The organism is Aquirufa sp. 5-AUSEE-100C1 (assembly GCF_054558655.1).
Genome location: NZ_JBPXKO010000002.1, coordinates 353,146 through 375,875 on the forward strand (window position 1 = coordinate 353,146; position 22,730 = coordinate 375,875).

General features: G+C 43.3%; 25 protein-coding genes. 6 read left to right on the top strand and 19 right to left on the bottom strand.

Annotated features, from left to right (window positions below):
- Window positions 1–5 precede the first annotated feature (5 nt).
- Genes nuoF through ACMH5P_RS05390 form a run of 6 tightly spaced genes read right to left on the bottom strand, consistent with a single transcriptional unit; the run spans window position 6 to window position 4,561 of the window.
- Window positions 6–1,346: an NADH-quinone oxidoreductase subunit NuoF gene (gene nuoF / locus ACMH5P_RS05365; RefSeq protein ID WP_459493307.1), complete on the bottom strand. Its 1,341-nt coding sequence runs from the start codon at window positions 1,344–1,346 to the stop codon at window positions 6–8.
- A gap of 7 nt (window positions 1,347–1,353) precedes the next feature.
- Window positions 1,354–1,839: an NADH-quinone oxidoreductase subunit NuoE family protein gene (locus ACMH5P_RS05370; protein ID WP_459493309.1), complete on the bottom strand. Its 486-nt coding sequence runs from the start codon at window positions 1,837–1,839 to the stop codon at window positions 1,354–1,356.
- Window positions 1,840–1,842: 3 nt separating this feature from the next.
- On the bottom strand, window positions 1,843–3,078 hold the full coding sequence (locus ACMH5P_RS05375; RefSeq protein ID WP_459493310.1) for an NADH-quinone oxidoreductase subunit D: 1,236 nt from the start codon (window positions 3,076–3,078) through the stop codon (window positions 1,843–1,845).
- Window positions 3,079–3,090: 12 nt separating this feature from the next.
- Complete coding sequence (locus ACMH5P_RS05380; protein ID WP_459493311.1) at window positions 3,091–3,591, bottom strand: NADH-quinone oxidoreductase subunit C; 501 nt, start codon at window positions 3,589–3,591, stop codon at window positions 3,091–3,093.
- Window positions 3,592–3,597: 6 nt separating this feature from the next.
- Complete coding sequence (locus ACMH5P_RS05385; RefSeq protein ID WP_459493312.1) at window positions 3,598–4,146, bottom strand: NADH-quinone oxidoreductase subunit B; 549 nt, start codon at window positions 4,144–4,146, stop codon at window positions 3,598–3,600.
- Window positions 4,147–4,192: 46 nt separating this feature from the next.
- Window positions 4,193–4,561, bottom strand: coding sequence for an NADH-quinone oxidoreductase subunit A (locus tag ACMH5P_RS05390; RefSeq protein ID WP_377976903.1), 369 nt, complete (start codon window positions 4,559–4,561; stop codon window positions 4,193–4,195).
- Window positions 4,562–4,760: 199 nt separating this feature from the next.
- Here ACMH5P_RS05390 and guaB point away from each other — a divergent pair, with 199 nt between their 5' ends.
- Window positions 4,761–6,230 carry an IMP dehydrogenase gene (guaB, locus tag ACMH5P_RS05395; RefSeq protein ID WP_459493313.1) on the top strand — a complete coding sequence of 490 codons (1,470 nt, stop codon included), beginning with the start codon at window positions 4,761–4,763 and terminating at the stop codon, window positions 6,228–6,230.
- Window positions 6,231–6,264: 34 nt separating this feature from the next.
- Here the strand turns inward: guaB and hemE are convergent, their stop codons facing one another.
- Window positions 6,265–7,296 (bottom strand): uroporphyrinogen decarboxylase, encoded by a 1,032-nt coding sequence (gene hemE / locus ACMH5P_RS05400; RefSeq protein WP_459493314.1) that lies wholly within the window; start codon window positions 7,294–7,296, stop codon window positions 6,265–6,267.
- A gap of 211 nt (window positions 7,297–7,507) precedes the next feature.
- On the opposite strand from hemE, the gene ACMH5P_RS05405 reads away from it, so the two are divergent.
- From ACMH5P_RS05405 to ACMH5P_RS05420, 4 genes are all read left to right on the top strand, one after another.
- Window positions 7,508–7,864 (top strand): four helix bundle protein, encoded by a 357-nt coding sequence (locus tag ACMH5P_RS05405; RefSeq protein WP_459493315.1) that lies wholly within the window; start codon window positions 7,508–7,510, stop codon window positions 7,862–7,864.
- A gap of 99 nt (window positions 7,865–7,963) precedes the next feature.
- Entirely contained in the window at window positions 7,964–8,581 is a 618-nt protein-coding gene (gene yihA, locus ACMH5P_RS05410) for a ribosome biogenesis GTP-binding protein YihA/YsxC (RefSeq protein WP_459493316.1), read from the top strand.
- Between the two features lie 31 nt (window positions 8,582–8,612).
- Window positions 8,613–9,113, top strand: a complete 501-nt coding sequence (locus ACMH5P_RS05415; RefSeq protein ID WP_459493317.1) for a DUF5606 family protein — start codon at window positions 8,613–8,615, stop codon at window positions 9,111–9,113.
- An 11-nt stretch (window positions 9,114–9,124) separates the two neighbouring features.
- The gene (locus ACMH5P_RS05420) at window positions 9,125–9,616 is read left to right on the top strand and encodes a GNAT family N-acetyltransferase (RefSeq protein WP_459493318.1); all 492 of its coding nucleotides are present in this window, start codon (window positions 9,125–9,127) and stop codon (window positions 9,614–9,616) included.
- A gap of 33 nt (window positions 9,617–9,649) precedes the next feature.
- Here the strand turns inward: ACMH5P_RS05420 and ACMH5P_RS05425 are convergent, their stop codons facing one another.
- The 10 genes from ACMH5P_RS05425 to ACMH5P_RS05470 all read right to left on the bottom strand — a co-directional run bounded on the left by ACMH5P_RS05425 (window position 9,650) and on the right by ACMH5P_RS05470 (window position 19,973).
- Window positions 9,650–9,976, bottom strand: a complete 327-nt coding sequence (locus ACMH5P_RS05425) for a c-type cytochrome (protein ID WP_459493319.1) — start codon at window positions 9,974–9,976, stop codon at window positions 9,650–9,652.
- Between the two features lie 64 nt (window positions 9,977–10,040).
- The gene (gene murQ, locus ACMH5P_RS05430; protein ID WP_459493320.1) at window positions 10,041–10,865 is read right to left on the bottom strand and encodes an N-acetylmuramic acid 6-phosphate etherase; all 825 of its coding nucleotides are present in this window, start codon (window positions 10,863–10,865) and stop codon (window positions 10,041–10,043) included.
- Between the two features lies 1 nt (window position 10,866).
- The gene (locus ACMH5P_RS05435; protein WP_459493321.1) at window positions 10,867–12,237 is read right to left on the bottom strand and encodes a dipeptidase; all 1,371 of its coding nucleotides are present in this window, start codon (window positions 12,235–12,237) and stop codon (window positions 10,867–10,869) included.
- A 62-nt stretch (window positions 12,238–12,299) separates the two neighbouring features.
- Window positions 12,300–12,938, bottom strand: a complete 639-nt coding sequence (gene plsY, locus ACMH5P_RS05440) for a glycerol-3-phosphate 1-O-acyltransferase PlsY (protein ID WP_459493322.1) — start codon at window positions 12,936–12,938, stop codon at window positions 12,300–12,302.
- A 126-nt stretch (window positions 12,939–13,064) separates the two neighbouring features.
- The gene (locus ACMH5P_RS05445; protein ID WP_459493323.1) at window positions 13,065–15,536 is read right to left on the bottom strand and encodes a DUF5686 and carboxypeptidase-like regulatory domain-containing protein; all 2,472 of its coding nucleotides are present in this window, start codon (window positions 15,534–15,536) and stop codon (window positions 13,065–13,067) included.
- A gap of 102 nt (window positions 15,537–15,638) precedes the next feature.
- Window positions 15,639–16,220 (bottom strand): RdgB/HAM1 family non-canonical purine NTP pyrophosphatase, encoded by a 582-nt coding sequence (gene rdgB / locus ACMH5P_RS05450; RefSeq protein ID WP_459493324.1) that lies wholly within the window; start codon window positions 16,218–16,220, stop codon window positions 15,639–15,641.
- A 22-nt stretch (window positions 16,221–16,242) separates the two neighbouring features.
- A complete protein-coding gene (locus ACMH5P_RS05455) occupies window positions 16,243–17,136 on the bottom strand; it encodes an FKBP-type peptidyl-prolyl cis-trans isomerase (RefSeq protein ID WP_459493325.1) in 894 nt (297 codons plus the stop codon).
- 1 nt (window position 17,137) lies between these two features.
- Window positions 17,138–17,977, bottom strand: a complete 840-nt coding sequence (locus tag ACMH5P_RS05460; protein WP_459493326.1) for an FKBP-type peptidyl-prolyl cis-trans isomerase — start codon at window positions 17,975–17,977, stop codon at window positions 17,138–17,140.
- Window positions 17,978–18,064: 87 nt separating this feature from the next.
- Window positions 18,065–18,928, bottom strand: a complete 864-nt coding sequence (locus ACMH5P_RS05465; protein WP_459493327.1) for an FKBP-type peptidyl-prolyl cis-trans isomerase — start codon at window positions 18,926–18,928, stop codon at window positions 18,065–18,067.
- A 16-nt stretch (window positions 18,929–18,944) separates the two neighbouring features.
- Window positions 18,945–19,973, bottom strand: coding sequence for a DHH family phosphoesterase (locus tag ACMH5P_RS05470; protein ID WP_459493328.1), 1,029 nt, complete (start codon window positions 19,971–19,973; stop codon window positions 18,945–18,947).
- Window positions 19,974–20,041: 68 nt separating this feature from the next.
- Here ACMH5P_RS05470 and ACMH5P_RS05475 point away from each other — a divergent pair, with 68 nt between their 5' ends.
- The gene (locus tag ACMH5P_RS05475; RefSeq protein ID WP_459493329.1) at window positions 20,042–20,455 is read left to right on the top strand and encodes a nucleoside-diphosphate kinase; all 414 of its coding nucleotides are present in this window, start codon (window positions 20,042–20,044) and stop codon (window positions 20,453–20,455) included.
- Here the strand turns inward: ACMH5P_RS05475 and ACMH5P_RS05480 are convergent.
- Window positions 20,452–22,095, bottom strand: a complete 1,644-nt coding sequence (locus tag ACMH5P_RS05480) for an ArnT family glycosyltransferase (protein ID WP_459493330.1) — start codon at window positions 22,093–22,095, stop codon at window positions 20,452–20,454. The two genes, ACMH5P_RS05475 and ACMH5P_RS05480, sit on opposite strands and share 4 nt — an antisense overlap.
- Window positions 22,076–22,690 carry a phosphatase PAP2 family protein gene (locus ACMH5P_RS05485; protein ID WP_459493331.1) on the bottom strand — a complete coding sequence of 205 codons (615 nt, stop codon included), beginning with the start codon at window positions 22,688–22,690 and terminating at the stop codon, window positions 22,076–22,078. The genes ACMH5P_RS05480 and ACMH5P_RS05485 overlap by 20 nt, the downstream gene beginning before the upstream one ends.
- Window positions 22,691–22,730 lie beyond the last annotated feature (40 nt).

Here is a 22,730-nt window from a genome sequence, read left to right on the forward strand (position 1 = left end):
GTAAATTAATTAGACCAACTCGCTCCTGGTCGCATATACACAGCGCCCGGTTTCGTTGCTTCTTCTGGATTCGTTACATGCCATTCAAACTCATCACGGAAATGACGAATCGCCGCGGCCACCGGCCAAGCAGCTGCATCCCCTAAAGGACAAATCGTATTTCCTTCAATCTTCTTCGCCACATCCACCAATAAATCGATGTCTTCCAAACGTCCTTTACCTGTTTCGATACGCTTAATAACCTTGTCCATCCAACCCGTTCCTTCACGGCATGGCGAACATTGCCCACAAGACTCATGGTGATAAAAGCGTGCGAACGTTAAAGTATTGTGAACGATACATGTCGTCTCATCCATCACGATAAATCCGCCGGACCCCAACATCGTTCCGGTTGCAAAACCACCTTCCGACAAAGACTCATAGGTCATCAAACGCTTCTCGCCAGCGTCCGTGGTTAATATTTTCTCCGCAGGTAAAATCGGCACAGACGAACCTCCAGCTACGACAGCCTTCAACTTATGTCCTTCCCGGATACCTCCGCAATATTCATCTGAATAAATAAACTCCTCTACGGTAATTCCCAATGGAATCTCATACACACCCGGCTTACGAATATGACCCGAAGCCGAAATCAATTTCGTTCCCGTACTGCGTCCTACACCAATTGCCGCATATGCATCTCCTCCATTATTGACAATCCACGAAGTAGCAGCAATAGATTCCACGTTATTGACAACCGTTGGGCTTTGCCACAAACCTTTCACCGCTGGGAATGGAGGTTTATTACGTGGATTACCGCGTTTCCCCTCTAAAGATTCCAACAAGGCTGTTTCTTCCCCACAGATATAAGCACCACCACCCGGCTGTACAAATAGATCCAAGTCATAACCTGAACCCAAGATATTTTTTCCTAATAAACCCTTGTCATAAGCCTCTTGAATCGCTTTTTCAAGGATGTTGATGACATACATCAACTCCCCACGAACGTAGATATAAGAGGTATTTGCTCCTAAGGCAAAACTCGAGACGATCATCCCTTCGATCAAGGTATGTGGCGACTTCCACATTAAATAGTGATCCTTGAATGTTCCTGGCTCAGACTCATCGGCATTACATACCAAATAACGAGGCACACCTTCTGGCTTCGCCAAAAAAGACCACTTCATTCCCACCGGGAAACCAGCACCCCCACGACCACGTAATCCAGACTTCTTGACTTCTTCCGTCACCTCATCTGGGGTCATTTTTTTAAGTGCCTTCTCGACTGCCTTGTAACCACCGTTTTTCATGAAAACATCGATGGTCTCAATTCCGGGTACGTCTATATGTTGAGTTAAAATCTTCATGCTCGGCTTATTTGCTTAATTCATCAATAATCTGATCCACTTTCTCATTCGTCAAATGCATGTAGTATTTCTCACGAATCTGGAACACGGGGCCCCATCCGCAAGCTGCCAGACACTCCACTTCCTTGATGGTAAACTTACCATCCTTCGTCGTCTCTCCTGTTTCAATTCCCAAACGCTTCTTCAAGTGATCATACACTTCCACCCCACCCATCAAACAACAAGGACCCGTACGGCAATATTCAATCACATGCTCGCCCACAGGCTCCAAATGGAACATGGTGTAAAACGACGCTACCTCATATACCTCAATCGGTGCAATGGATAACAAAGACGCCACATAATCCATCACCTCTGGAGAACACCATTTCCATTCGGCTTGCGCTAAATGAAGAATAGGCAACAAGGCCGACTTCTGTTTTCCGTCCGGATAACGGGCAATAATTTTTTTCACTAGGTCCAGCGTTTCGGCTGGAAATACAATGTTGCTCATATCTTATGTATCTAACTCACCCGCAATAACATTCATGGATGACATCGTAACAATCGCATCCGACAAACTCGTTCCCTTAATCATCTCTGGGAACGCTTGATAATATATATATCCTGGACGACGGAATTTCAAACGATAAGGTGTCCGACCTCCGTCAGAAACCAAATAGAATCCTAATTCCCCATTTCCTCCTTCAACCGAGTGATATACCTCACCTACCGGTGCATCAATCTCACCCATCACAATCTTGAAGTGATAAATCAAGGCCTCCATGTTCTTGTAAACCTCTTGCTTAGGAGGCAAATAATAATGCGGCGCATCGGCATGATAAGGTCCTTCCGGAAGATTATCAATCGCCTGTTGGATAATGCGTAAACTCTGCCACATCTCCTCCTCACGAACCAAGAAACGATCATAGGTATCACCTTTCGTTCCTACGGGTACATCAAACTCGAAATCTTCGTAAGATGAATACGGATTCAACGCACGAACGTCGTAATCAACACCCGCCGCACGTAAGTTGGGCCCCGTAAATCCATAGTTCAATGCGCGTTCCGCCGAGATTCCTCCCACATTCTGCGTACGATCCATGAAAATACGATTACGCATCACCATGCCTTCAAATTCCTTCAAAGCTGCTGGCAACTCCTTCAACAATTTCTTGATCTTTTCGATGGCTACTGGTGTAAAATCACGCTCCATACCCCCGAAACGACCCATGTTGGTTGTTAGACGTGCACCGCACATCTCCTCATAAATCTCATAGATAAATTCGCGCCATTGGTATACATACAAGAAACCGGTCAAAGCTCCAGTATCCACCGCTAGAATCGAGTTACAAACAATGTGATCCGTCAAACGCGCAAGCTCCATCATGATCACACGCATGTACTGCGCGCGTTTCGGCACCTCGATGCCTAATAATTTCTCCACCGTCATGTGCCAGCCCATGTTGTTAATCGGGGCTGAACAATAATTCATCCGGTCGGTCAAAGTCGTTATCTGATAAAATGGACGACGCTCCGCAATTTTCTCAAACGCACGGTGGATATATCCCACTGTCTGCTCGGAGTCCACAATCGTTTCCCCATCCATCGTCAAGATGTTTTGAAAAATACCGTGGGTAGCAGGGTGCGTAGGCCCCAAATTAAGCGTTGAAAGCTCGTTTACATAAGGTCCGCCCTTTTGCGTCTTATCTAAACCAACATTTGGATTATTTACTAAGGCTACTTCTGACATGCTTGTTGGCTTTTATCGTCCAAATAATTCATCAATTTTATCGTGACGCGTCGCGTCCTCTAACGGATATTCCTTCCGCATCGGATGGTAATCCATCTCGTCCATATTCAGGATACGCGTCAAATTAGGATGTCCATCAAAAATAATTCCGTAAAAATCAAAGGCCTCGCGCTCCATCCAATTGGCTGTCGCGAATAAACCCGTGATTGTTGGGAAATGCGGTGCTTCAATCGGCGCATAAGCCTTCATCATCAAACGCACATTGTTTTCCAAACTGTGCAAATGGTAGATAACACCTAGCTCTTGACCTTTCGCATCAGGAAAATGAATTCCCGCTAAATCCGTTAAGAATTGAAATTTAAATACCGGATGGGCATACAAAAAGTGAAACATCGGAACGATGTTCTCTACCCCTGTAGTAAACTGCAAAATACCATGTGACTCCGTTACTCCATAAACCGCATCTGCTCCAAATTGGGCAACCAATGCGTCCGTTATTTGTTGATTCTCCATGTTAACTTATTCGATACCGTAAGATGCCAACAAAGCCTTGTACTCAGGCTCGTTACGACGGCGTGTAGATTCATTTTTGGCCAATTCCTGGATCTGCATAAAGCCATCCAAAATTTGCTCCGGACGTGGCGGGCAACCCGGCACATATACGTCCACCGGAATAATCCGATCGATTCCCTGCAACACCGAATAGGTATCAAAAATACCGCCCGAGCATGCACAAGCACCAACCGATAGCACCCAACGGGGCTCTGCCATCTGTAAATATACTTGCTTCACCACCGGAGCCATTTTCTTAGAAATCGTTCCCATTACCATCAAGACATCGGCTTGACGGGCAGAAAAACTCAAACGTTCCGCACCAAAACGACCAATATCATAATGAGATGCCATCGTCGACATGAACTCAATCCCGCAACATGACGTCGCAAATGGCAATGGCCAGAGCGAGTTCGCACGAGCCAAACCGACCAAATTATCTAAACTTGTAGCAAAAAAACCTGCTCCTTCAATTCCAGGAGGCGCTTCAGCAACATTAACCGTTGAATTACTCATATCTTTTTATCTGATGAATGATAAACAAGGACCTAGGCCCGAATGTTTATTTTTCCCACTTTAAAATTCCTTTTTTGATTACGTACACAAAGCCTGCTAACAACAGACCCATGAATACCAACATATCATAGAAGCCATTCCATGACAATTCGCGGAAATTAACCGCCCAAGGGTACATAAACACAATTTCAATATCGAAAAGCACGAATAAGATCGCGACTAGAAAATACTTAACAGAAATGGGCGTACGTGCATCACCAATAGACTCAATCCCGCATTCGAAGGTATCATCCTTCTTGGCCGAGTGGCGCTTGGGACCCAAAGCATGCGTCGCAAACATGGTTGCAAAAATAAAGGCTAATGCTGCCAGAAGCTGAACGAATATCGGCAGAAAATCTTGTGGTTGATAGTTCATTACAAAGGCTTAAAAAATGAAGCCGCAATTTACTCCATAAAATCTAAAATTTCAGATTTTTAAGAAAAAAATCATGGTTAAAAATCCGCATACTTTCCAATTCAAGTAATTTTCGCCGTTGGTGAAAAAAAATCAAAAAAATCCTGTAATTTTGTCCGGCAAATAAGAGTAGTTCTCACACTCCATCAAATTATTTGCCATGCTCGATTCCAACAAATTTCTTTTTGAGGCCTTAACATACGATGACGTATTGTTGTTGCCTGCCTATTCAGAAGTTCTTCCCCGCGAAGTAAGTACAGCTTCTCGTTTAACGCGTAACATCACCCTGAACATTCCGATTGTTTCAGCGGCAATGGATACGGTTACGGAAGCCGACCTCGCAATTGCCCTAGCACAGGAAGGAGGAATTGGTATCATTCACAAAAACATGACGATTGACCAACAAGCCGCTCAGGTTCGCAAAGTGAAGCGTTCCGAGTCGGGCATGATCATCGACCCAGTTACTTTGAAGGATAATCAAACACTTGGCGACGCCCAACGAATCATGAAGGAATTCAAGATTGGTGGTATTCCCGTGATTGATGATGCGGGTCGTTTGGTAGGAATTTTGACGAATCGTGATTTACGATTCCAAAAGCAGACCGCTCGTCCGGTGGCTGAAATCATGACCAAAGACAATTTGATCACGGCCAAGGAAGGCATCAGCATGGAAGAAGCCGAGAGCATTCTGCAAGAATATAAAATTGAGAAACTACCCATCATCGATAAGAACGGTAAGCTCATCGGTTTGATTACCTATAAAGATATTTTAAAACGCAAGTCACATCCGTTGGCATCAAAAGATTCCTTAGGTCGTTTGCGCGTCGGGGCGGCCGTTGGGGTAACTCCAGATTTAATTGCCCGTGTACAAGCCTTGGTGAATGTAGGTGTCGATGTTATTAGTATCGATACGGCACACGGTCACTCCAAAGGCGTAATTGATGCCTTGAAGAACGTCAAAAAATCATTCCCCAACCTGGATGTCATCGTAGGTAACATCGCGACAGGTGAAGCGGCGGTTGCCTTAGCGGAAGCCGGAGCCGATGCGGTGAAAGTTGGCGTAGGCCCAGGAAGTATTTGCACCACGCGTATCATCGCTGGTGTCGGAATGCCTCAATTAACAGCCGTATATGAAGCTGCGAAAGCATTAGCGAAATACGATGTGCCGGTAATTGCAGATGGAGGTATTCGTTATTCAGGTGATGTGGCGAAAGCCATTGCTGGAGGAGCGAGTACAGTAATGATGGGATCTTTATTAGCCGGAACCGATGAGGCACCGGGTGAAATGATCATTTTAGAAGGACGTAAATTCAAGTCATACCGTGGTATGGGTTCTTTGGAAGCCATGGAAGACGGATCGAAAGATCGTTATTTCCAAGATGCGGAAGATGATATCAAAAAATTAGTACCCGAAGGAATCGTAGGACGTGTCCCATTCAAAGGATCAGTCACTGAAATTCTTTATCAGATGGTCGGCGGATTAAAAGCCGGAATGGGTTACTGTGGTGCGGCATCTATCGAGGCGATGCAACAAGCGAAGTTTGTGAAAATCACTTCCGCTGGGGTGAAAGAAAGTCACCCACACGATGTCAGCATTTCGAAAGAAGCGCCGAACTATTCAGCGAAATAATCAAAAAGGCCTCGTTCATCGCGAGGCCTTTTTTTTATGCTTGATAATTCTGAATCGTGTCGACGAAGCAATGAACTTTGTCGGGATGAATATCCGGATAAACCCCATGCCCTAAATTGGCAATGTACCGTTGGGTACCAAAAGCCTTCAACATCGCTTTCGTTTCTGCTTCCACCATTTTGAAGTCCCCATAGAGTGCACAAGGATCTAGGTTTCCTTGCAAGGTTTTGTTGGGCCCTACCAATCTTCTCGACTCCGCGATATCCATATTCCAATCCAAACCAATCGTCGCACAATTCAATTGTGCCATTTCCTCACGCGCAAAAAAAGCGCCTTTGGCAAATAGGGTTACAGGGACTTCTGCAATCGCATCACATATTTGTTTTAAATAAGGCGTGGAGAATGCACTGTATTGAATAGGCGATAAAATTCCCGCCCAAGAATCAAATATTTGCAACAAATTCGCCCCAGCGTCAACTTGCGCTTTTAAATACGATATCGTCGAATCTGTAATTTTCTGAAGTAAGGCGTGTGCCAATTCCGGCTCCGCGTAGAGCATTTTCTTGGCTTGCGAGAAGGTTTTCGAACCGCGACCCTCCACCATGTAACAGAAAATGGTAAATGGCGCACCGGCAAAACCGATTAAGGGAACACGACCCGCTAATTCTTTCTTGACAATTTTAATAGCGTCCAAAACATATTTCAAATCCTCCTCCGGATTCGCATCTCGAATTTTAGCAAGATCGGCTACGGAACGAATGACATCCGGAAAAACAGGACCTTTTTGCTCCTCCATCAAATAGGGCAAACCCATCGCCTCAGGAACCACCAGGATATCCGAGAAAATGATCGCGGCATCTACGCCAAAACGATCCACAGGTTGAATGGTTACTTCTGCGGCCATTTCGGGGTTTGTAGCCAATCCAATAAATGAACCGGCTTTAGCACGCACTTCGCGATATTCAGGCAGGATTCTACCCGCTTGTCGCATGACCCATACGGGAACACGTTCCACTGGCAAGCCTTGCGCAGCACGAAGAATTAGGTCGTTTTTTAGTTTTTCCATAAGCTAATTGAGCTTGCAAAGATAAGGAAAAAAGTCGCTAGTCAGTAGTCAGTGGGAAGTAATCAGTAGTCAGTGGGAAGCAATCAGTAGTCAGTGGGAAGGAATCAGTGGACAGAATTAAGATTATTTATATTCTCCATTGATTATCAGCCAACTACTTTGACAAAGCTATTCTTCATTGTTTTTTTTACCCATCTAAAACAAAAAAATTATGAAGGTTAAGAAATTCGAAGACTTAATAGTTTGGCAAAAATCAATTGATATTGCTGTAATACTCCATAAACATTTTGAAAAACATACTGACTTTGGATATTCAAATCAAATCAGAAGAGCTGCTTTTTCCATATCAAATAATATTGCTGAGGGTTTCGAACGATCAACGAATAAAGACTTTATCCGTTTTCTAAATATTGCAAAGGGCTCATGCAGCGAGGTTAAATCAATGCTTTATTTAGGTTTCAAACTTGGTTACTATTCTGATATTGAGATGAATAAATTTTTTAAATCAATAGATGAAATAGGAAAAATGATATATTCATTAACTAAATCACTTAATATTAAAACCTAATTATAATTTACTGAATACTGCCCACTGACTACTGACCACTGCCCACTGACTACTGACTAGCAACTTTTTTTCCCTACCTTTGCCTCTCAATTACATCCTATGTCACAACTCATTGCACGTTTCGTCACCAGCAACACAGATTTCAAAGCCTGCCCTCCCGCACGCTTCCCGGAGTTTGCCTTTATTGGTCGGTCCAACGTAGGCAAATCCTCCTTGATCAATTCATTGACCTTTCACAAAGGACTTGCCAAAACCTCGCAAACACCCGGAAAAACCCAATTAATCAATCACTTCATGATTGATGAAAAATGGTACCTGGTGGATTTACCAGGCTACGGTTTCGCAAAAGTGAGTAAAGAAAAAAGACGCGATTTCGAGAAAATGATCTTTGATTATTTGATTCATCGCGAAAATTTGACCTGCTTGTTCGTATTGATCGACATTCGATTAAAACCCCAAGCTGTTGACATCGAATTCATGAACCGCATGGTGGAACATGAAATTCCGTTTCATATGGTATTTACGAAGGCCGACAAGCTTTCCCAGAAACAAATCAATGAAAGCGTAGACGCCTACAAAAACTACCTGTTGGAAATGTGGGATGAACTACCTGAAATTTTTATCACCTCAGCTGAAAAGCATGTAGGCCGGGAAGAAATTTTGGCCAACATCGAGGAATTAATTCAATCATCCCCTTACAAAATAGGGAAATCTTAATACTTTTGCAGCCATCATTAGCTATATACACATGGAATTACTAAACGAAGTTGCTCACATTTCCGGGAAACCAGGATTATTTAAAGTGTTAAAACCAACCCGTACCGGCGTTATCGTTGAAACACTTGATGCAGCCAAGCAAAAATCAGTCGTAGGAGGCCAAACGCGTATCTCCGTTTTGAAAGACATCTCGCTTTACTTAGATGATCACCAAGACAGTACATTACCGCTTGCCGATTTATTTCTACAAATCCATGGAAAATTCAATGGCGTTCTCCCTTTAGAACCTAAAAAAGCAGCTGATGCAGAATTGTACGCCATCTTAGGTGACGTCGTTCCGAATTACGATTCAGATCGTGTGTTTGCTTCCGACATCAAAAAAATCTTAAGCTGGTACCTGATCCTTTTCACCAACCTTCCTGAATTATTCCCTGCGAAAGCGCCTAAAGCCGCTAAAGTAGAAAAAGAAGCGAAGGAAGAAAAGGAAGCCAAACCTGCGAAAAAACCAGCCGCTAAAAAAGCAGTAAAATAATTCAAGCCAACATGGAGGAGGTCATCCGCATACGACCCATTGAAGCCCAAGACAATCAAGCCATTGCCGAAATCATTCGTACGGCATTAGCCGAGTTTGGGGCCAATAAACCAGGGACCGTATACTTTGACCCGACAACCGATGCGCTCTTCGAACTATTTCGCACGACCGGTTCCTATTATTTCGTCGCGACAGATTCAGAGGAGAAACTTTTAGGTGGATGTGGAATTTTCCCCACAGCAAACTTGCCTGAAGGCACCTGCGAACTCGTTAAACTCTATGTGAAAAAATCCGCCCGCGGAACGGGAACAGGAAAACGATTGCTGGAAAAATCCTTGGAATGGGCAAAAGAAAATGGCTACCACCAAGTCTACCTGGAATCCATGCCGGAACTGGCAAAAGCCGTATCCATCTACGAAAAGTTAGGATTTGAAAAACTCTCCCATCCACTCGGAAATAGCGGACATGACGGATGCGATATTTGGATGATTAAAAATCTATAAAAAAAGGCCTCGATTCATTCGAGGCCTTTTTATTTATTTCAATGAGTTAATATATTTTGCAATCTTAACCGCATCATCCTTCGGAACATTTGTCATAGGTGCCATTGGCGGATAACCTGGCCAATTAGATGGTTGTGGCTTCGCAATCAGCGCAACAATCTTATCAACTGAATATTTTTTCTTCGCTACATCCTTGTAAGCCGGACCCACTAAACGGGCATCCACCTTGTGACATGCAAAGCAAGTATACTTTTGCATCAATGGCTTAATGTCAGCTGGGAAATCCTCCGCCTTCGCTTCAAATCCAAATGCAGCAACTCCCAAAGCCACTGTCATAATTAATTTCGAGATCGTTTTCATATATAAATTTTGTATTCAGGTTAAACCTTTAAAGCACCAAATTAAAGCATTTTTTGGGAAAAATCTATCCCTTTTTCACAGAATCCACTGCATTTCTAACACTTCCGTGCTTTTCCAATAAAGCAGCTGCCTCTTCTCCCCCCACTCCCGTCGCCTCACAAACCATCCGAATCGCGCGTAAAACCAATTTATGATTGCTCAATTGCATATCCACCATCTTGTTTCCCCGCACACGACCCAAGCGAATCATCACCGCTGTTGAGATCATATTTAAGACCAACTTTTGGGCAGTTCCCGACTTCATTCGCGTACTTCCCGTGACATATTCAGGCCCTACAATAACCTCCACCGGATATTGTGCCTCCGCCGCAATCGGACTACCGCCGTTGCAAACGATGCATCCCGTTAAAATCCCGTTGGCATTTGCCGACTTCAATCCTCCAATCACGTAAGGCGTCCGACCCGACGCCGCAATCCCAATCACCGTATCCAACGCGCCAATATCATAAGCCTCCATATCCTTCCAAGCCTGTTCCGGATCATCTTCCGCATTCTCAACCGCTTTCCGAATTGCGCCATCCCCGCCAGCAATGATTCCGATCACCATATCAAAGGGAACCCCGTAAGTTGGCGGACACTCTGATGCATCCACGACACCCAAACGTCCCGATGTCCCCGCTCCGATGTAAAACAGTCGACCTCCTTGCTCCATGCGCGGAACGATTTGATTGACCAATGCTTCGATATTAGGAATCACCTTTTCCACTGCCAAAGGAACCGTTTGGTCCTCCGCATTGATTTGGCGCAAAAGGGTATCGACCGACTGTTTATCGAGATCCTCGTATTTCGAGCTAGATTCTGTTGCTAGCGATGTTAAATTCTCTGTCATCTTATTTTGATAATTCCTTGTAATTCGCAAAGAAATGGGGAATCGTTTCGATGCCCTTGTAAAAATTGAATAAGCCATAATGCTCATTCGGGGAATGGATTGCATCCGTATCCAAACCAAATCCCATCAAGATCGACTTAACGCCCAATTCCTTTTCAAACAAAGCGACAATCGGAATACTTCCTCCTCCTCTCGTTGGGACGGGTTGTTTTCCAAATGTCGTCGCTAAAGCATCCGATGCTGCCTGAAAAGCAATGCTGTCGGTCGGCATCAAATAAGCCTCCCCACCATGATGGGCCTTTACGGTAACTTTCACACCTTTCGGCGCAATTGATAAAAAATGCTCCGTAAATAATTTGGTAATCTCATCCGATTTTTGATTGGGTACCAAACGCATCGAAATCTTCGCATAAGCCATCGATGGCAAAACCGTTTTAGCGCCTTCCCCCGTATAACCACCCCAAATTCCATTCACATCCAAGGTAGGACGAATCGAAGCTCGTTCAAGGGTTGAATATCCTTTCTCGCCATGCACCGCTTGAATACCCAAATCCTTTTGATAAGCGTCCAAATCAAAAGGTGTCTGCGCCATCGCCGCACGATCCGAGGGACTCACCTCCAACACGCCGTCGTAAAAGCCAGGAATCGTAATGTGATTAAACTCGTCATGCAAGGACGCAATCATTTGACATAAGATATTGATTGGGTTTGCCACAGCTCCCCCATATACACCTGAATGTAGATCCCGATTTGGCCCCTGAACAGCTACCTCCATGTAGCTCAATCCTCTCAAGCCTACATCAATTGATGGAATATCATTGGCAATAATCGCTGTATCCGAAATCAAGATCACATCGGCCTTCAATAAATCCTTATGTGATTCGACGAATAAGCCCAAATTATCGGAACCGACTTCCTCCTCTCCCTCAATCATAAACTTCACGTTGCAAGCTAATTCGCCACTGGCCAACATCGCCTCGAAAGCCTTCACATGCATAAACACCTGACCTTTATCATCACAGGCTCCACGAGCAAATATCAAGCCATCCTTGATCACCGGCTCAAAGGGAGGATTATCCCAAAGCTCTAAAGGATCGGCTGGCTGAACGTCATAATGCCCATACACCAAAACAGTTGGCGCATTCGGGTCAACCATCTTCTCTCCATAGACAATCGGGAAGCCAGCCGTCTCTTCTAAACGAACTTCATCAGCACCAGCTTTTCGCAACTGCTCGGCTACCCAAGCGGCCGTTTGGCGAACCGAATCCGCATAGGCAGGATCCGCCGAAATGGACGGAATACGTAAGAAATCAAGTAATTCAGCTAAAAAACGATCGCGATTTGCGTCAATGTATTGTTGAGTCTTTGTCATGATATTTATTGGCGGACGTATTTTTCATTCCACAAACAAATATAAAAAAATAAACTGAGGCTTTACTTCTTTGAAGGGATCAGATACATGCGATTTTCCTTGCCTTGAAAAATACGTACAATGTTCATTCGGTGGGTAAAAATTACCAAGAAGGCAATAAAATAACCAAAGTAAATGAGGGTAGGAATTTCCTCACCAAATACGCCATAGGTCAACAGCAAAGGAAAGACCAAGGATGCGATCATCGAACCCAGCGAAACATAATGAGAAATACTAAATACAACGAGAAAAACGAGGATACTCACGAGCGCAGCCATGGGATGCAAAGCCAAAACCATACCCAAGGTGGTAGCGACACCCTTACCTCCTTTAAAATCACAAAAAATCGGGAGCAAATGTCCTATAATAGCCAAGAACCCGAAGAAAATTTTCAAGGTCACACACGTCTGCCAATCGATGAGGTGGAAATAATACATGACAGCCGCTAAACCCGTTGCCAAAAACCCTTTCAATGCATCCACAAAGAGAACTATACTTCCCGCCTTCTTACCCAAAACACGAAACGTGTTGGTGGCGCCCGCATTCCCACTTCCTTGTGTGCGGATATCGACACCATGATAGGTGGTACCGTACCAAATTGCAGTTGGGATCGATCCCAATAGATAACTTAAAATAGAAAGCCCTGCAATAATAAAAATCATATTTCGTTAATAGGCATTTTATTGCCGTTTTTCAAATATAGGCCCCAATACACCTAAAATCAAGAAGATTAAAAAAGTTCTTGAAATGTTTAAATTTTCGTCTTTATAATATACCAAAAAGCCCGATTAGAACGAGAAATTGATGGATGCCATCAAGCGAAAACGTTGCGGATTTCCATGGTCTAAATAGTTTAACCGATGAAATGCTTGTAGCCGGAAAATTTTAAATATGTTATCAATCCCATATCCTACCTCAACAAAAGGCTTATGTGGATCTAATGAATCAAAGGCGTATTGGTCTAAGAATTTAGACTTCAAAGGATTATTTACATCCTTCATGATTTCTTTGTTGGCACTCCGCTGACTACCCATCACCATATTCGTACTCGCAATAAATCGCCATTTCATTTTTTTGATCAGAGGCAATCGATTGAAAAACAAGCCCTCAAAATTATGATTGTATTGTAAAGAGACATATTGATCACTCACGAATTCAAAATAATTCATGGTAGAAAAGGCACTTCGAACGAAGAAAAACGTTTCATTCCCCAGGTGTGGAAACAATAAGGGAGCGGGTAAATTGGAAGGTGTATACCCTGCGGTGAGCGTATAATCGGAACGGCCCATTTTGCCTAATCGGAAAGTCTGATGGGCTTTGAGCGTAAATCGTTCGTAATCAAAATCCCCACCTAAAAATCCTTTGATACCTCGCTGGTATTTAAAGGTTATGACGGGAATACGTTTGGTGGCCAAGGTGACTTTCTCGTTCCCATTCATGATGTAAGTTTCATTACGAGCGAAACGAGCCTCCAAGGTTACAAAGGATTCTTGGTAATAATCTTGAACCGGCGAATTAGCCCCTAATTCCGGATTTAACCTAAACTGAAAACGGAACAAAGGGTCAAATGAACGCGCATTGAGCGAAGTCGTCACACTCAATCCCTTGATCAATTCGGTGCTGAAAAAAGCTTCACTCTCCCGCCTGAAAAATGCACCCGAAAATGCCCCCCAACGGGTAAAGGCATAAAATAATTTATTATCCCCAATCAATTCGGGGGTTAAACCAACTCGTTCGATGTCATAGCTATGTCGGATTCCTGCAATCGTCCACTTCTTCTTCGAAAACAAATAATCTACCTCTGCCGAATATTTCGGCACTAAATCTTTGGTACCAAAACCCACGTTTCCCCGTAAGATCCAGTTCTTATCAAAATTCGCATTCGTACGGAATCCCAAACGAAAACGTGCGCCTTCAATCTTATTGATGGCAAAACCCGAAAGATAGGGTCCCACCTCAATGTCATTGAATTTTTTATGACCACTCACCACAATCTCTGCCACCTCTATGTAAGATCTTACAACGGGTAAATTTTTAACCGAATCAATCAAAGAAGAAGCGATTAAATCTTGGCGGCTCAGGGGTTCATGCCGTGCATATTTCCAGAACTCAGGATCGGGTTCCTTGGCATCTTCCGCCACTTCCGAAGCGAGATCATAAAAAGGAAGTGGATGCGGTTTATTCACCACAAAATCTTTATTGGAGATATACATCTTCAACAACATCCCCGCTGAATTCTTGGTAATTTCATCAATGTCGATCAAAAACCGTGTCTTGGCAGGCAACCAAGCCCCCGTTTCCGTCTTCTCAAGTTCTTGAGAAATCTTAATTTTATCGATGAAATTGATGTTGGCCGACTTGCCCACAGAGGCATCAATTTGTACCAAAGCGAATGAAGTCGTATCAATCCACATTTGACCTGTAAATACCAAATCCGCAGGATTCCTAGGATCAAAATCCAATTGATAACATGTATGACCATCCACGTTGACCGTATCCCTTAAGAAAAAGGAATAATTACCTTTCCAATGATCACCAATCGGGCTAGCAAAATCTTTGCCAAAAAAGGAAACATAGGATTGATAAAAATTATAATTGGCCACTAAATTACCGCCAACCAATTGCGAAATGACACTCCCCTCCTTCACCCCAACACCTTTGATGTTGGTCTTTAAAATATGCTCCCGCTTACGCTGGGGAGATTCTCGGTAATAGAATTTACTGATGGATTCTGAAATGTAGGTGGGTATGACAAGTTTACCATCATCTCCGGCCAACTTCTCAAATTTCTTGACAGCATCCGAAATATCCCGCATGATTCTCCGATCCTTGAATTTATCGGAAATGTTATCAACATCCAATTCCATTTTGGTATAGGAGGAATATTCATAGGACTCCAGCTTACTTCGATCGTTGTTCGAACGATACTTGACAACATTTCGTAGAATCTTAAAGGCAGGATTTTCGCCAGAAAAGACGACAACTTCAGCCATTTCTTTGGTGGCGGATTCTAATTGAAAATCAATTTCAATCAACTTTGATTTACGATCAATCCACTTAATACGCTTTTTATAGCCCACCACGGAGGCAAAAAGCGAGTCGCTGACCGACTTGGCATTTAAGGTAAACTCGCCCTGAAAATTTGAGCTTGTCCCGTAATTTAACCCTATCAAACCTACAGATGCGAAAGGAATGGGGTCGCCAGTGGAAGCATCGGTAACACGCCCTTTAACCACGACCTGCGCGTAGGCCGTTTGCATGTATAGACTAAGAATAAAAAGAAGCCCACAAAGGCCACCACACTTCAACATGAAAAAGGGATAATAAATCAATCAAAAATACGAATTAGCGAATTCAATCCGCTATCTATCCGGAAAAATTCTTGTATTCGAAAGGAAGGCTTTGAATTTTTGGAGTGCGCGTGCACGATGGGCTAATTGATTTTTCTCCGCCATGGACATTTCGGCAAAAGTACGTATATGGCCCTGGGGCTGAAACACAGGATCATAGCCAAATCCCTGATCCCCCCTTGGCTCCTTCGTGATTTTGCCAAGAACCTCTCCTTCGAATTGCTCGAACTGACCTTGATGGTGAAATGTCAAGACGGTCACAAAACGTGCTGAACGATTAGCTTGCCCCTCCATTTCCCTCAATAACTTTTGCAAATTGGCAGGATCATTCTTCGGTTCCCCGGCATAACGTGCGGAATAAACGCCTGGCGCACCGCCTAAAGCCGCTACCTCCAAGCCTGAATCGTCTGCCAAACAAGTAACCTGAAAACGCTCAGCGATATAGGAAGCTTTCTGAAAAGAGTTTTCATGCAAGGTCTGACCCGTCTCCGGGATGTCTTCTACGAGTCCTAATTCAGATACCGTACGAATGTCAAAAAGATCCCCGAGGAGATCTTTTATTTCATCCACTTTATGTGAATTTTGAGTAGCCAAATAAAGACCAGGTTTAACCATGCTATTGAGCCGAAATGATTTCTACTTCGAAATACAATGGAGAATAACCCGGTATAGCGGAATTCCCAGAGGTTCCATAAGCTAGTTTATACGGCAAAATAATAGATGCTTTTTCACCAATTCGTAATTTCATGACAGCCTCTTCGAAACCAGAAATCAAATTCCCAGATCCTGCATAATAGGCACTTGTTGCAGATCCAATAGTACCTTGACCAAAGGTTGAACTATAAATCCATTTACCTGCAGCATCTTGCTGTTTAATACTATATCCAAATTTACCCACATAACTCACGACCACATTCTGACCAATTAAAACTTGTGAGGCTGCAGGCTTTTCAACCAACTTCTTAAACAACATACCAGATGTAGTTAATTCAGCTCCTTGCATCGCATACAGGGTTTTCATATCGTCAATTTGCTCGGACTCCGTTCGAATCGAAGTAATTGTAATATCCAATCGAATGGTTGCATAAGCTGGTACATTCCCAAATGAACTACCTCCAAATGCCAAGGAGGCAGGAAGGATAAAAATACCTGATTCCCCTTCCCTCATATTGCTCAAAGGCAATGAAAAAACGGTAGCCTTCGTACCCCAAACCTCCGTATTAAATTGATTTAATACTCGATTAGTGGAGTCAATTAACGTCCCGTCCAACAATGTCATTTTGTAATGAAACTTAATCAAATCGGATACACTTGCAGATTTCTTTGTAGAAGCTTTTGAATCAATGAAATAGTACATTCCATCGGCCGTCTTTTGCATAGTCAAATTACGGTCTTTAATGTATTTCTGAATATCGTTATCAGTTTGTTCATTTTGTTGATTTATTTCATTGAATGCACAACTTGATAACAAGCCCATAGTGAGCAATAAACAAATAACTAACTGCTTCATGTTATTGAATTTTGGCTACATAAATTTCAAATGACAAAGGCGTAAATCCGGGAATAGTTGCCCCTGACCCCTTTTCTCCATAACCAATGGAAGATGGGAAAACCAAAATAGCACGCTCCCCTAAACGCATCTTTTCGATACCCGTTTGAAAACCAATAACGGTCGAGGTTCCACCAACCGTTACCGAAAAACTATCCGTACGGGCCATATTCCCATCGAAAGCAAAACCATTTAAAAAACGACCCGTGTATTTTAATTTAACAATCTTTCCGTTCGTCGGAATTTCTCCCGTGCCAGGAGATAAACGAATAAAACGCAAACCATTCGCATCCTTCTCCGTTACTGTTAGTTTCTTGCGGGCAATAAAATCTTCGATCTGATCATTTTGACTACGAACAACATAGTCCTTAACGGTAACCTTCAAAGGGGTAAACGCAGGTAAACCTGGAAAGCTTTGCGAAGTTCCCGGGATCGCCATCACAGCTTGCTCACCTTCCTTTAAATAGGCCATCAATTTAGCATAAACAGGATTTAAATATCCATATTGATAGACCAAAGGCACCTTGGTGCTATCCAAAACCTCTCCCGTAACTAAATTGGAAAGGATATAACGCATACTCAAGGTATCCCCCTTCGAAGCCAATTCCCCATTCGGATTCGCCTTGGTCACATAGTAATAAGATCCATCCGCCATCTGAACCGGCACTTGGTTCAATTTTGCGTAATATGCCAAAATCTGGGCTTTGCTCTCTTTTGCTTTTGCCTCATCAGCTAATTCAACGTCCGTCAAACAGGACGTCATACCGAAAAGGATACCCATGAAAATGATTAATTTCTTCAAACTACTTGAGATTTAATTGAATTTATTCATACACGAAATGCTAACGATTTAAGCTAGCATTTCGTACGTGAGCAACGTAGATTTAAACTATTTCTTCGAAATAACTTCCAATTCAAAAACCAAAACCGAATTAGCAGGAATCGGGCCACGTGGCTGATCTCCGTAAGCAATCGATGAAGGAATCACGAAAGTAGCTTTTCCGCCAGCTTTCATCAATGTTAAAGCTTCATTAAAACCTGGAATCATTTGCCCCAATGGCATTTCTGCTGCACTTCCTTTGTCAAATTCCTTACCATTCAAGAACGTTCCACGGTAATTAACTACCCATGTTTCACCCATTTGAGGCGATGGACCTGATCCAGGCTTCTCAGTTGAATAATATAATCCTGAGGCTGTTTTTTGAAATGTCTTGCCGGTCTTCGCGATGAATGCAGCAATTAAAGCTGGCTCCTTTGCGATTTCAACTGCAGCTTTTTTCTTCGCCTCTACAGCTTCCGCTTCCATTTCTTTTTCAAACTCAGCCTTGGATTGAACCTTAATCACTTTTACCGTGTATTTCAAATCCGTTCCCGGCTTCAAGAATGGAGGCAAAGGTGCCTGAACCGTCTTAATTAAGCTATCAATCGGCACTAAAATCGTTGCTGAATCACCCAAAGAAAGTAAACGTAAACCATTTTCAAACGTACCTTTAAAGGCACCCGGAGCACCTTGTGGAGCCTGGATCATCCCTTTGCTCGGCTGACCATCCTTGCGCGAATCTTGCAAAACTGAATCTGCACCATTTTTAATCACTAAATCAAAAGTGATAATGTCGCCATCCTTTAATTTTTGTGCCTTATCATCGTGAGCGTGAAATTGTATTTTCACCCCATCAATAACTTCCACTTTGTCTTTGCCACATCCCACTAGCATCGCAGCAGCCACAGCCAATAATCCAATTGATTTACGCATGATTTTTAGTTTATATTTATAAATTTTTAACTCGTTTTATTTCAGAAAGATACAAAGGTAACACTTCCTGTAATTTTTCCTTCGCTTGTTCAATTCCCCCTCCCGAAAATCTTCCTCCCGACGCATTTTTGTGCCCGCCCCCCTCAAAATAAGTCGCCGCAAATTGATTCACCGCAAAAGGCTCGATCGATCGAAAGGACAACTTAACTCCATCCGGACGCTGAATCATGCAGATTGCCCAAACTGCTCCCTCCAATTGCAAGCCATAATTCACCATACCCTCCGTATCTCCTGCTTGCGAATTAAATTGCTTCTGATCTTCCTCGGTTATCCACATCAGCGCCAAATGATATTCCGACAAATACTCCAAGCGGTTTGCTAAGACATGTCCCAAAAAACGCAAACGATGTAAACTCGCCGAATCAAATACCTTACGATGCACCGCATTCGTATCCACCCCCTTCTTAATCAACTCCGCAACTACCTCATGCACATGGGCCGTCGTATTGGGATGGCGAAAAGATCCCGTATCCGTCATAATTCCCGAATACAAACAAGATCCCATCTCCGAATCAATCAACGAATCATCCCCCCACTCTTGAATTAAATCAAAAATTAATTCACAAGTAGACGCCGCAATTGTTCGATGATAATAGTAATCCGCAAAATCTTCCGGATCCAAATGATGATCAATCACCACTTTCGGACACCTTGCCGCCCGCACCATACCCGCCAATCCATGCAACCGCTGCAAGCCCGAAAAATCGAGACAAAAAAGCCAGTCGGCCCGTTGAATTTTTTCCTCTATCGCCGACTTATGCAATATATTTTCAAAATCAAAAACCGAATCCGCGCCTTTCATCCACAACAAATTGCGTGACAAACCGGACGGAATAATCACATCAACATGTAAACCTTTCTTTTGCAAATATTGCTGCCAAGCTAAACTTGAACCAATCGCATCAGAATCAGGATTAAAATGGGTCGTGATGACAACGTGCTGACCAGGAATTAAAAGGTCGCGAAGACCGGAAATCGAAGACATAAAAATACATATGGCCCGACAAATTTGGGCGTTCGCAAAGTTAGAGATAAATTTGCAAAAAAAACGTAATGCCAACAAATAGAACATTTACCATGATTAAGCCCGATGCAGTTATTGACGGGTTTACAGGGCCAATCATCCAACAAATTGAAGAAGCGGGTTTCCGAATCGTAGCGATAAAAAAGGTACATTTATCTCCCGAGCAGGCGGGTAAATTCTATGAAGTGCATAAAGAACGTCCATTCTATGGCGAATTATGCGAATACATGTCTTCGAATCCCATCATCCCAATGATCTTGGAGAAAGAAAACGCAGTAGAAGATTTCAGAAAATTAATTGGAGCAACCGATCCCGCTAAAGCCGAGGAAGGAACAATCCGTAAGCGTTTCGCACGTTCCTTAAGTTCCAATGCCATCCACGGTTCCGATTCAGACGAAAACGCTGCCATCGAAGGTCATTTCTTCTTTCCAGAAGGAAACTAATTGACGTGTTTATAAAACAAGAAACCATTCTCCTCTTTGATTAATTGCAAATTGGGATGGTATTTAAATCGATCCTCGGCATCCGACTTCATCACAAAATAGGTGGGACGGTCTGTCGAGGATTGTTTCATTAAACTATCCACATCCGGACCCGGGCCCTGCTTTTCAAAATACAATAAGTGTGCAAAGGATTTAAAACCAACGGTTTCAATGTATACCCTTTGGCCCACATGCGAAACATAAAAATCAATCGGCGTAGCTTGCGTATATCCCGCAATCTTCGGTAAAACGATAGCCATAAAGGCCATCATCACCAACACGCTTCCTTGCATTAATCGAATAAGCGCGGAATAGTTTACTTCCTTCCGAATCACCGTCCATCCCACCAATACGATAAAAAAAACGCCAATCATCCATTCCCAACTGGCCCAATACACGGGTGCCTGCAAATTTCCTCGAACGAATGCATCCTGAATGTAGGGTGAAACCTCAAACGCATACATGCCGATCAAGGGAACCAACATCATTACGATTCCAAAAATCAAACCCACGAGACCCAAAACAAAGGAATAGGAACGCTTCCAAGTCCATTTCCCCGACTGGAATTCAAACAATACTTGGGCAGAAAAATAAGTTAATGGCAACCAACACATCGACGAATAATGAATAATCTTCGTTTTTACCAAACTAAATACAACCAATACCACCCAAAACAAAACTTGCATCCAGCGCGTCAGGTCGGTCGGCACCTCCACATGCCCACGCCGCAACAACCGCGCACCGGCCCAAACGGAAATCGGCAAACAACCCAAGAGTAAAACCAATACATGATAATAAACCGGTTGGCCATGTCCCGCATCTCCTGTTGTCAATAAGCGTAATTGATACGCCACAAAATCATCCCAAATTCCCCAACCCAATTTCACGATAATTACCGCGTACCACGAGGCAAAAAGGAGAATTGATAGCAGCGCGGAAAATGATGCCCCGACCAATAATCGGGCAATCACAGGAAGCTTCCATGATTTTTGCAGTATTCCGAATACCAATAAACTAGCCCCCCAAAGTAATAGGGCGACAGGACCTTTGGTCAACATCCCTAAACCGATGCTCAATCCGGACCATACGATCCATCGCAGCGATTGGGGATTCGAATAAAATTGTGAATAAGCATAAATACCTAGAAAGATAAATAAATTGAAAAGTGGGTCGATAATACCCGAACTCGCATAAACATGCGGCGTAAATGCAGCCAAATAAGAAAATGCCCACAAATGACCGAAGCTATCCGACACATGCTTTTTCCCGATCCGAAAGATCAAGAGCAAGGTTATGATCCCAACCAGGGCATTCGGAAAGCGAGCAGCAAATTCCATCGAAGTCCAAGCATCTGGGCTAAAGGTGCCGAAAAACTGAAAACTCAATACCTGCAACCACATAAAAATGGGTGGCTTCTCCCAAAACGGCTGAAAATTAATTTGTACCGTCAAGTAGTCCCCAGTCACCATCATCTCACGAGCAGCTTCGGCAAAATTGATTTCATCCCAATCAAATAATTGAGACGATCCCAAGAAAGGAATATAGACAATACATCCGATCAACACCCAAAATAAATAAGGTCTATTTTGTAAGAGTTTCATGATATAGGTAGTAAAAAATCGATGAACAACTAATTCCGATCAAAGCCCCAAACGCCACATCAACCGGAAAATGTTGGAACAAATAGACACGCGAGAGCGCAACACCAGCGGCCAGTATTGCAGCGATAGCGCCTACCCAGGGCTTTTTAAACACCAAGGCAACCCAGATAAAGCAGAACCAAGCAGCAGCCGTGTGGCCGGAGGGAAAACTATTGTATTCATTCATCTCGACTCCTTTCACCAAATACCAAGGAATATCCACCGCCTTAAAGTACGAATACGGACGCAAGGCATTCGGGAAAACGAGGTGCTTTAAGCCCTGAACAATCAGCGTTGAAGCCGCATAGGAAAAAAGAAAGGGCTTAATCCATGCCTTCTTTTTGAATATAAAATAAATGAGTAGCGCGATCGGAACAAGCAATTCCCCCAAAAACGTTAGCCCTCGGAAAAGATTATCCACCGGCAAAACATGCCAATTATTAATAATTCGCATTTGATCAAAGCGGTCGTATCGTTGGATGTATGCTACGATGCTAACTTCAAACACAAGAAATAGTATCCAATAGGCAAGCCATGCCCCATTCAGTCGTTTCATGAAACCAAAGGTCGGAAGATTTTACGAAAAAGGTAAACGC

Excerpts from the sequence above, each read along its gene's own strand:
- nuoF (WP_459493307.1), bottom strand. The coding sequence starts at position 1,346 with ATGAAGATTTTAACTCAACATATAGACGTACCCGGAATTGAGACCATC.
- ACMH5P_RS05370 (WP_459493309.1), bottom strand. The coding sequence starts at position 1,839 with ATGAGCAACATTGTATTTCCAGCCGAAACGCTGGACCTAGTGAAAAAA.
- ACMH5P_RS05375 (WP_459493310.1), bottom strand. The coding sequence starts at position 3,078 with ATGTCAGAAGTAGCCTTAGTAAATAATCCAAATGTTGGTTTAGATAAG.
- ACMH5P_RS05380 (WP_459493311.1), bottom strand. The coding sequence starts at position 3,591 with ATGGAGAATCAACAAATAACGGACGCATTGGTTGCCCAATTTGGAGCA.
- ACMH5P_RS05385 (WP_459493312.1), bottom strand. The coding sequence starts at position 4,146 with ATGAGTAATTCAACGGTTAATGTTGCTGAAGCGCCTCCTGGAATTGAA.
- ACMH5P_RS05390 (WP_377976903.1), bottom strand. The coding sequence starts at position 4,561 with ATGAACTATCAACCACAAGATTTTCTGCCGATATTCGTTCAGCTTCTG.
- guaB (WP_459493313.1), top strand. The coding sequence starts at position 4,761 with ATGCTCGATTCCAACAAATTTCTTTTTGAGGCCTTAACATACGATGAC.
- hemE (WP_459493314.1), bottom strand. The coding sequence starts at position 7,296 with ATGGAAAAACTAAAAAACGACCTAATTCTTCGTGCTGCGCAAGGCTTG.
- ACMH5P_RS05405 (WP_459493315.1), top strand. The coding sequence starts at position 7,508 with ATGAAGGTTAAGAAATTCGAAGACTTAATAGTTTGGCAAAAATCAATT.
- yihA (WP_459493316.1), top strand. The coding sequence starts at position 7,964 with ATGTCACAACTCATTGCACGTTTCGTCACCAGCAACACAGATTTCAAA.
- ACMH5P_RS05415 (WP_459493317.1), top strand. The coding sequence starts at position 8,613 with ATGGAATTACTAAACGAAGTTGCTCACATTTCCGGGAAACCAGGATTA.
- ACMH5P_RS05420 (WP_459493318.1), top strand. The coding sequence starts at position 9,125 with ATGGAGGAGGTCATCCGCATACGACCCATTGAAGCCCAAGACAATCAA.
- ACMH5P_RS05425 (WP_459493319.1), bottom strand. The coding sequence starts at position 9,976 with ATGAAAACGATCTCGAAATTAATTATGACAGTGGCTTTGGGAGTTGCT.
- murQ (WP_459493320.1), bottom strand. The coding sequence starts at position 10,865 with ATGACAGAGAATTTAACATCGCTAGCAACAGAATCTAGCTCGAAATAC.
- ACMH5P_RS05435 (WP_459493321.1), bottom strand. The coding sequence starts at position 12,237 with ATGACAAAGACTCAACAATACATTGACGCAAATCGCGATCGTTTTTTA.
- plsY (WP_459493322.1), bottom strand. The coding sequence starts at position 12,938 with ATGATTTTTATTATTGCAGGGCTTTCTATTTTAAGTTATCTATTGGGA.
- ACMH5P_RS05445 (WP_459493323.1), bottom strand. The coding sequence starts at position 15,536 with ATGCAAACGGCCTACGCGCAGGTCGTGGTTAAAGGGCGTGTTACCGAT.
- ACMH5P_RS05455 (WP_459493325.1), bottom strand. The coding sequence starts at position 17,136 with ATGAAGCAGTTAGTTATTTGTTTATTGCTCACTATGGGCTTGTTATCA.
- ACMH5P_RS05465 (WP_459493327.1), bottom strand. The coding sequence starts at position 18,928 with ATGCGTAAATCAATTGGATTATTGGCTGTGGCTGCTGCGATGCTAGTG.
- ACMH5P_RS05470 (WP_459493328.1), bottom strand. The coding sequence starts at position 19,973 with ATGTCTTCGATTTCCGGTCTTCGCGACCTTTTAATTCCTGGTCAGCAC.
- ACMH5P_RS05475 (WP_459493329.1), top strand. The coding sequence starts at position 20,042 with ATGCCAACAAATAGAACATTTACCATGATTAAGCCCGATGCAGTTATT.
- ACMH5P_RS05480 (WP_459493330.1), bottom strand. The coding sequence starts at position 22,095 with ATGAAACTCTTACAAAATAGACCTTATTTATTTTGGGTGTTGATCGGA.
- ACMH5P_RS05485 (WP_459493331.1), bottom strand. The coding sequence starts at position 22,690 with ATGAAACGACTGAATGGGGCATGGCTTGCCTATTGGATACTATTTCTT.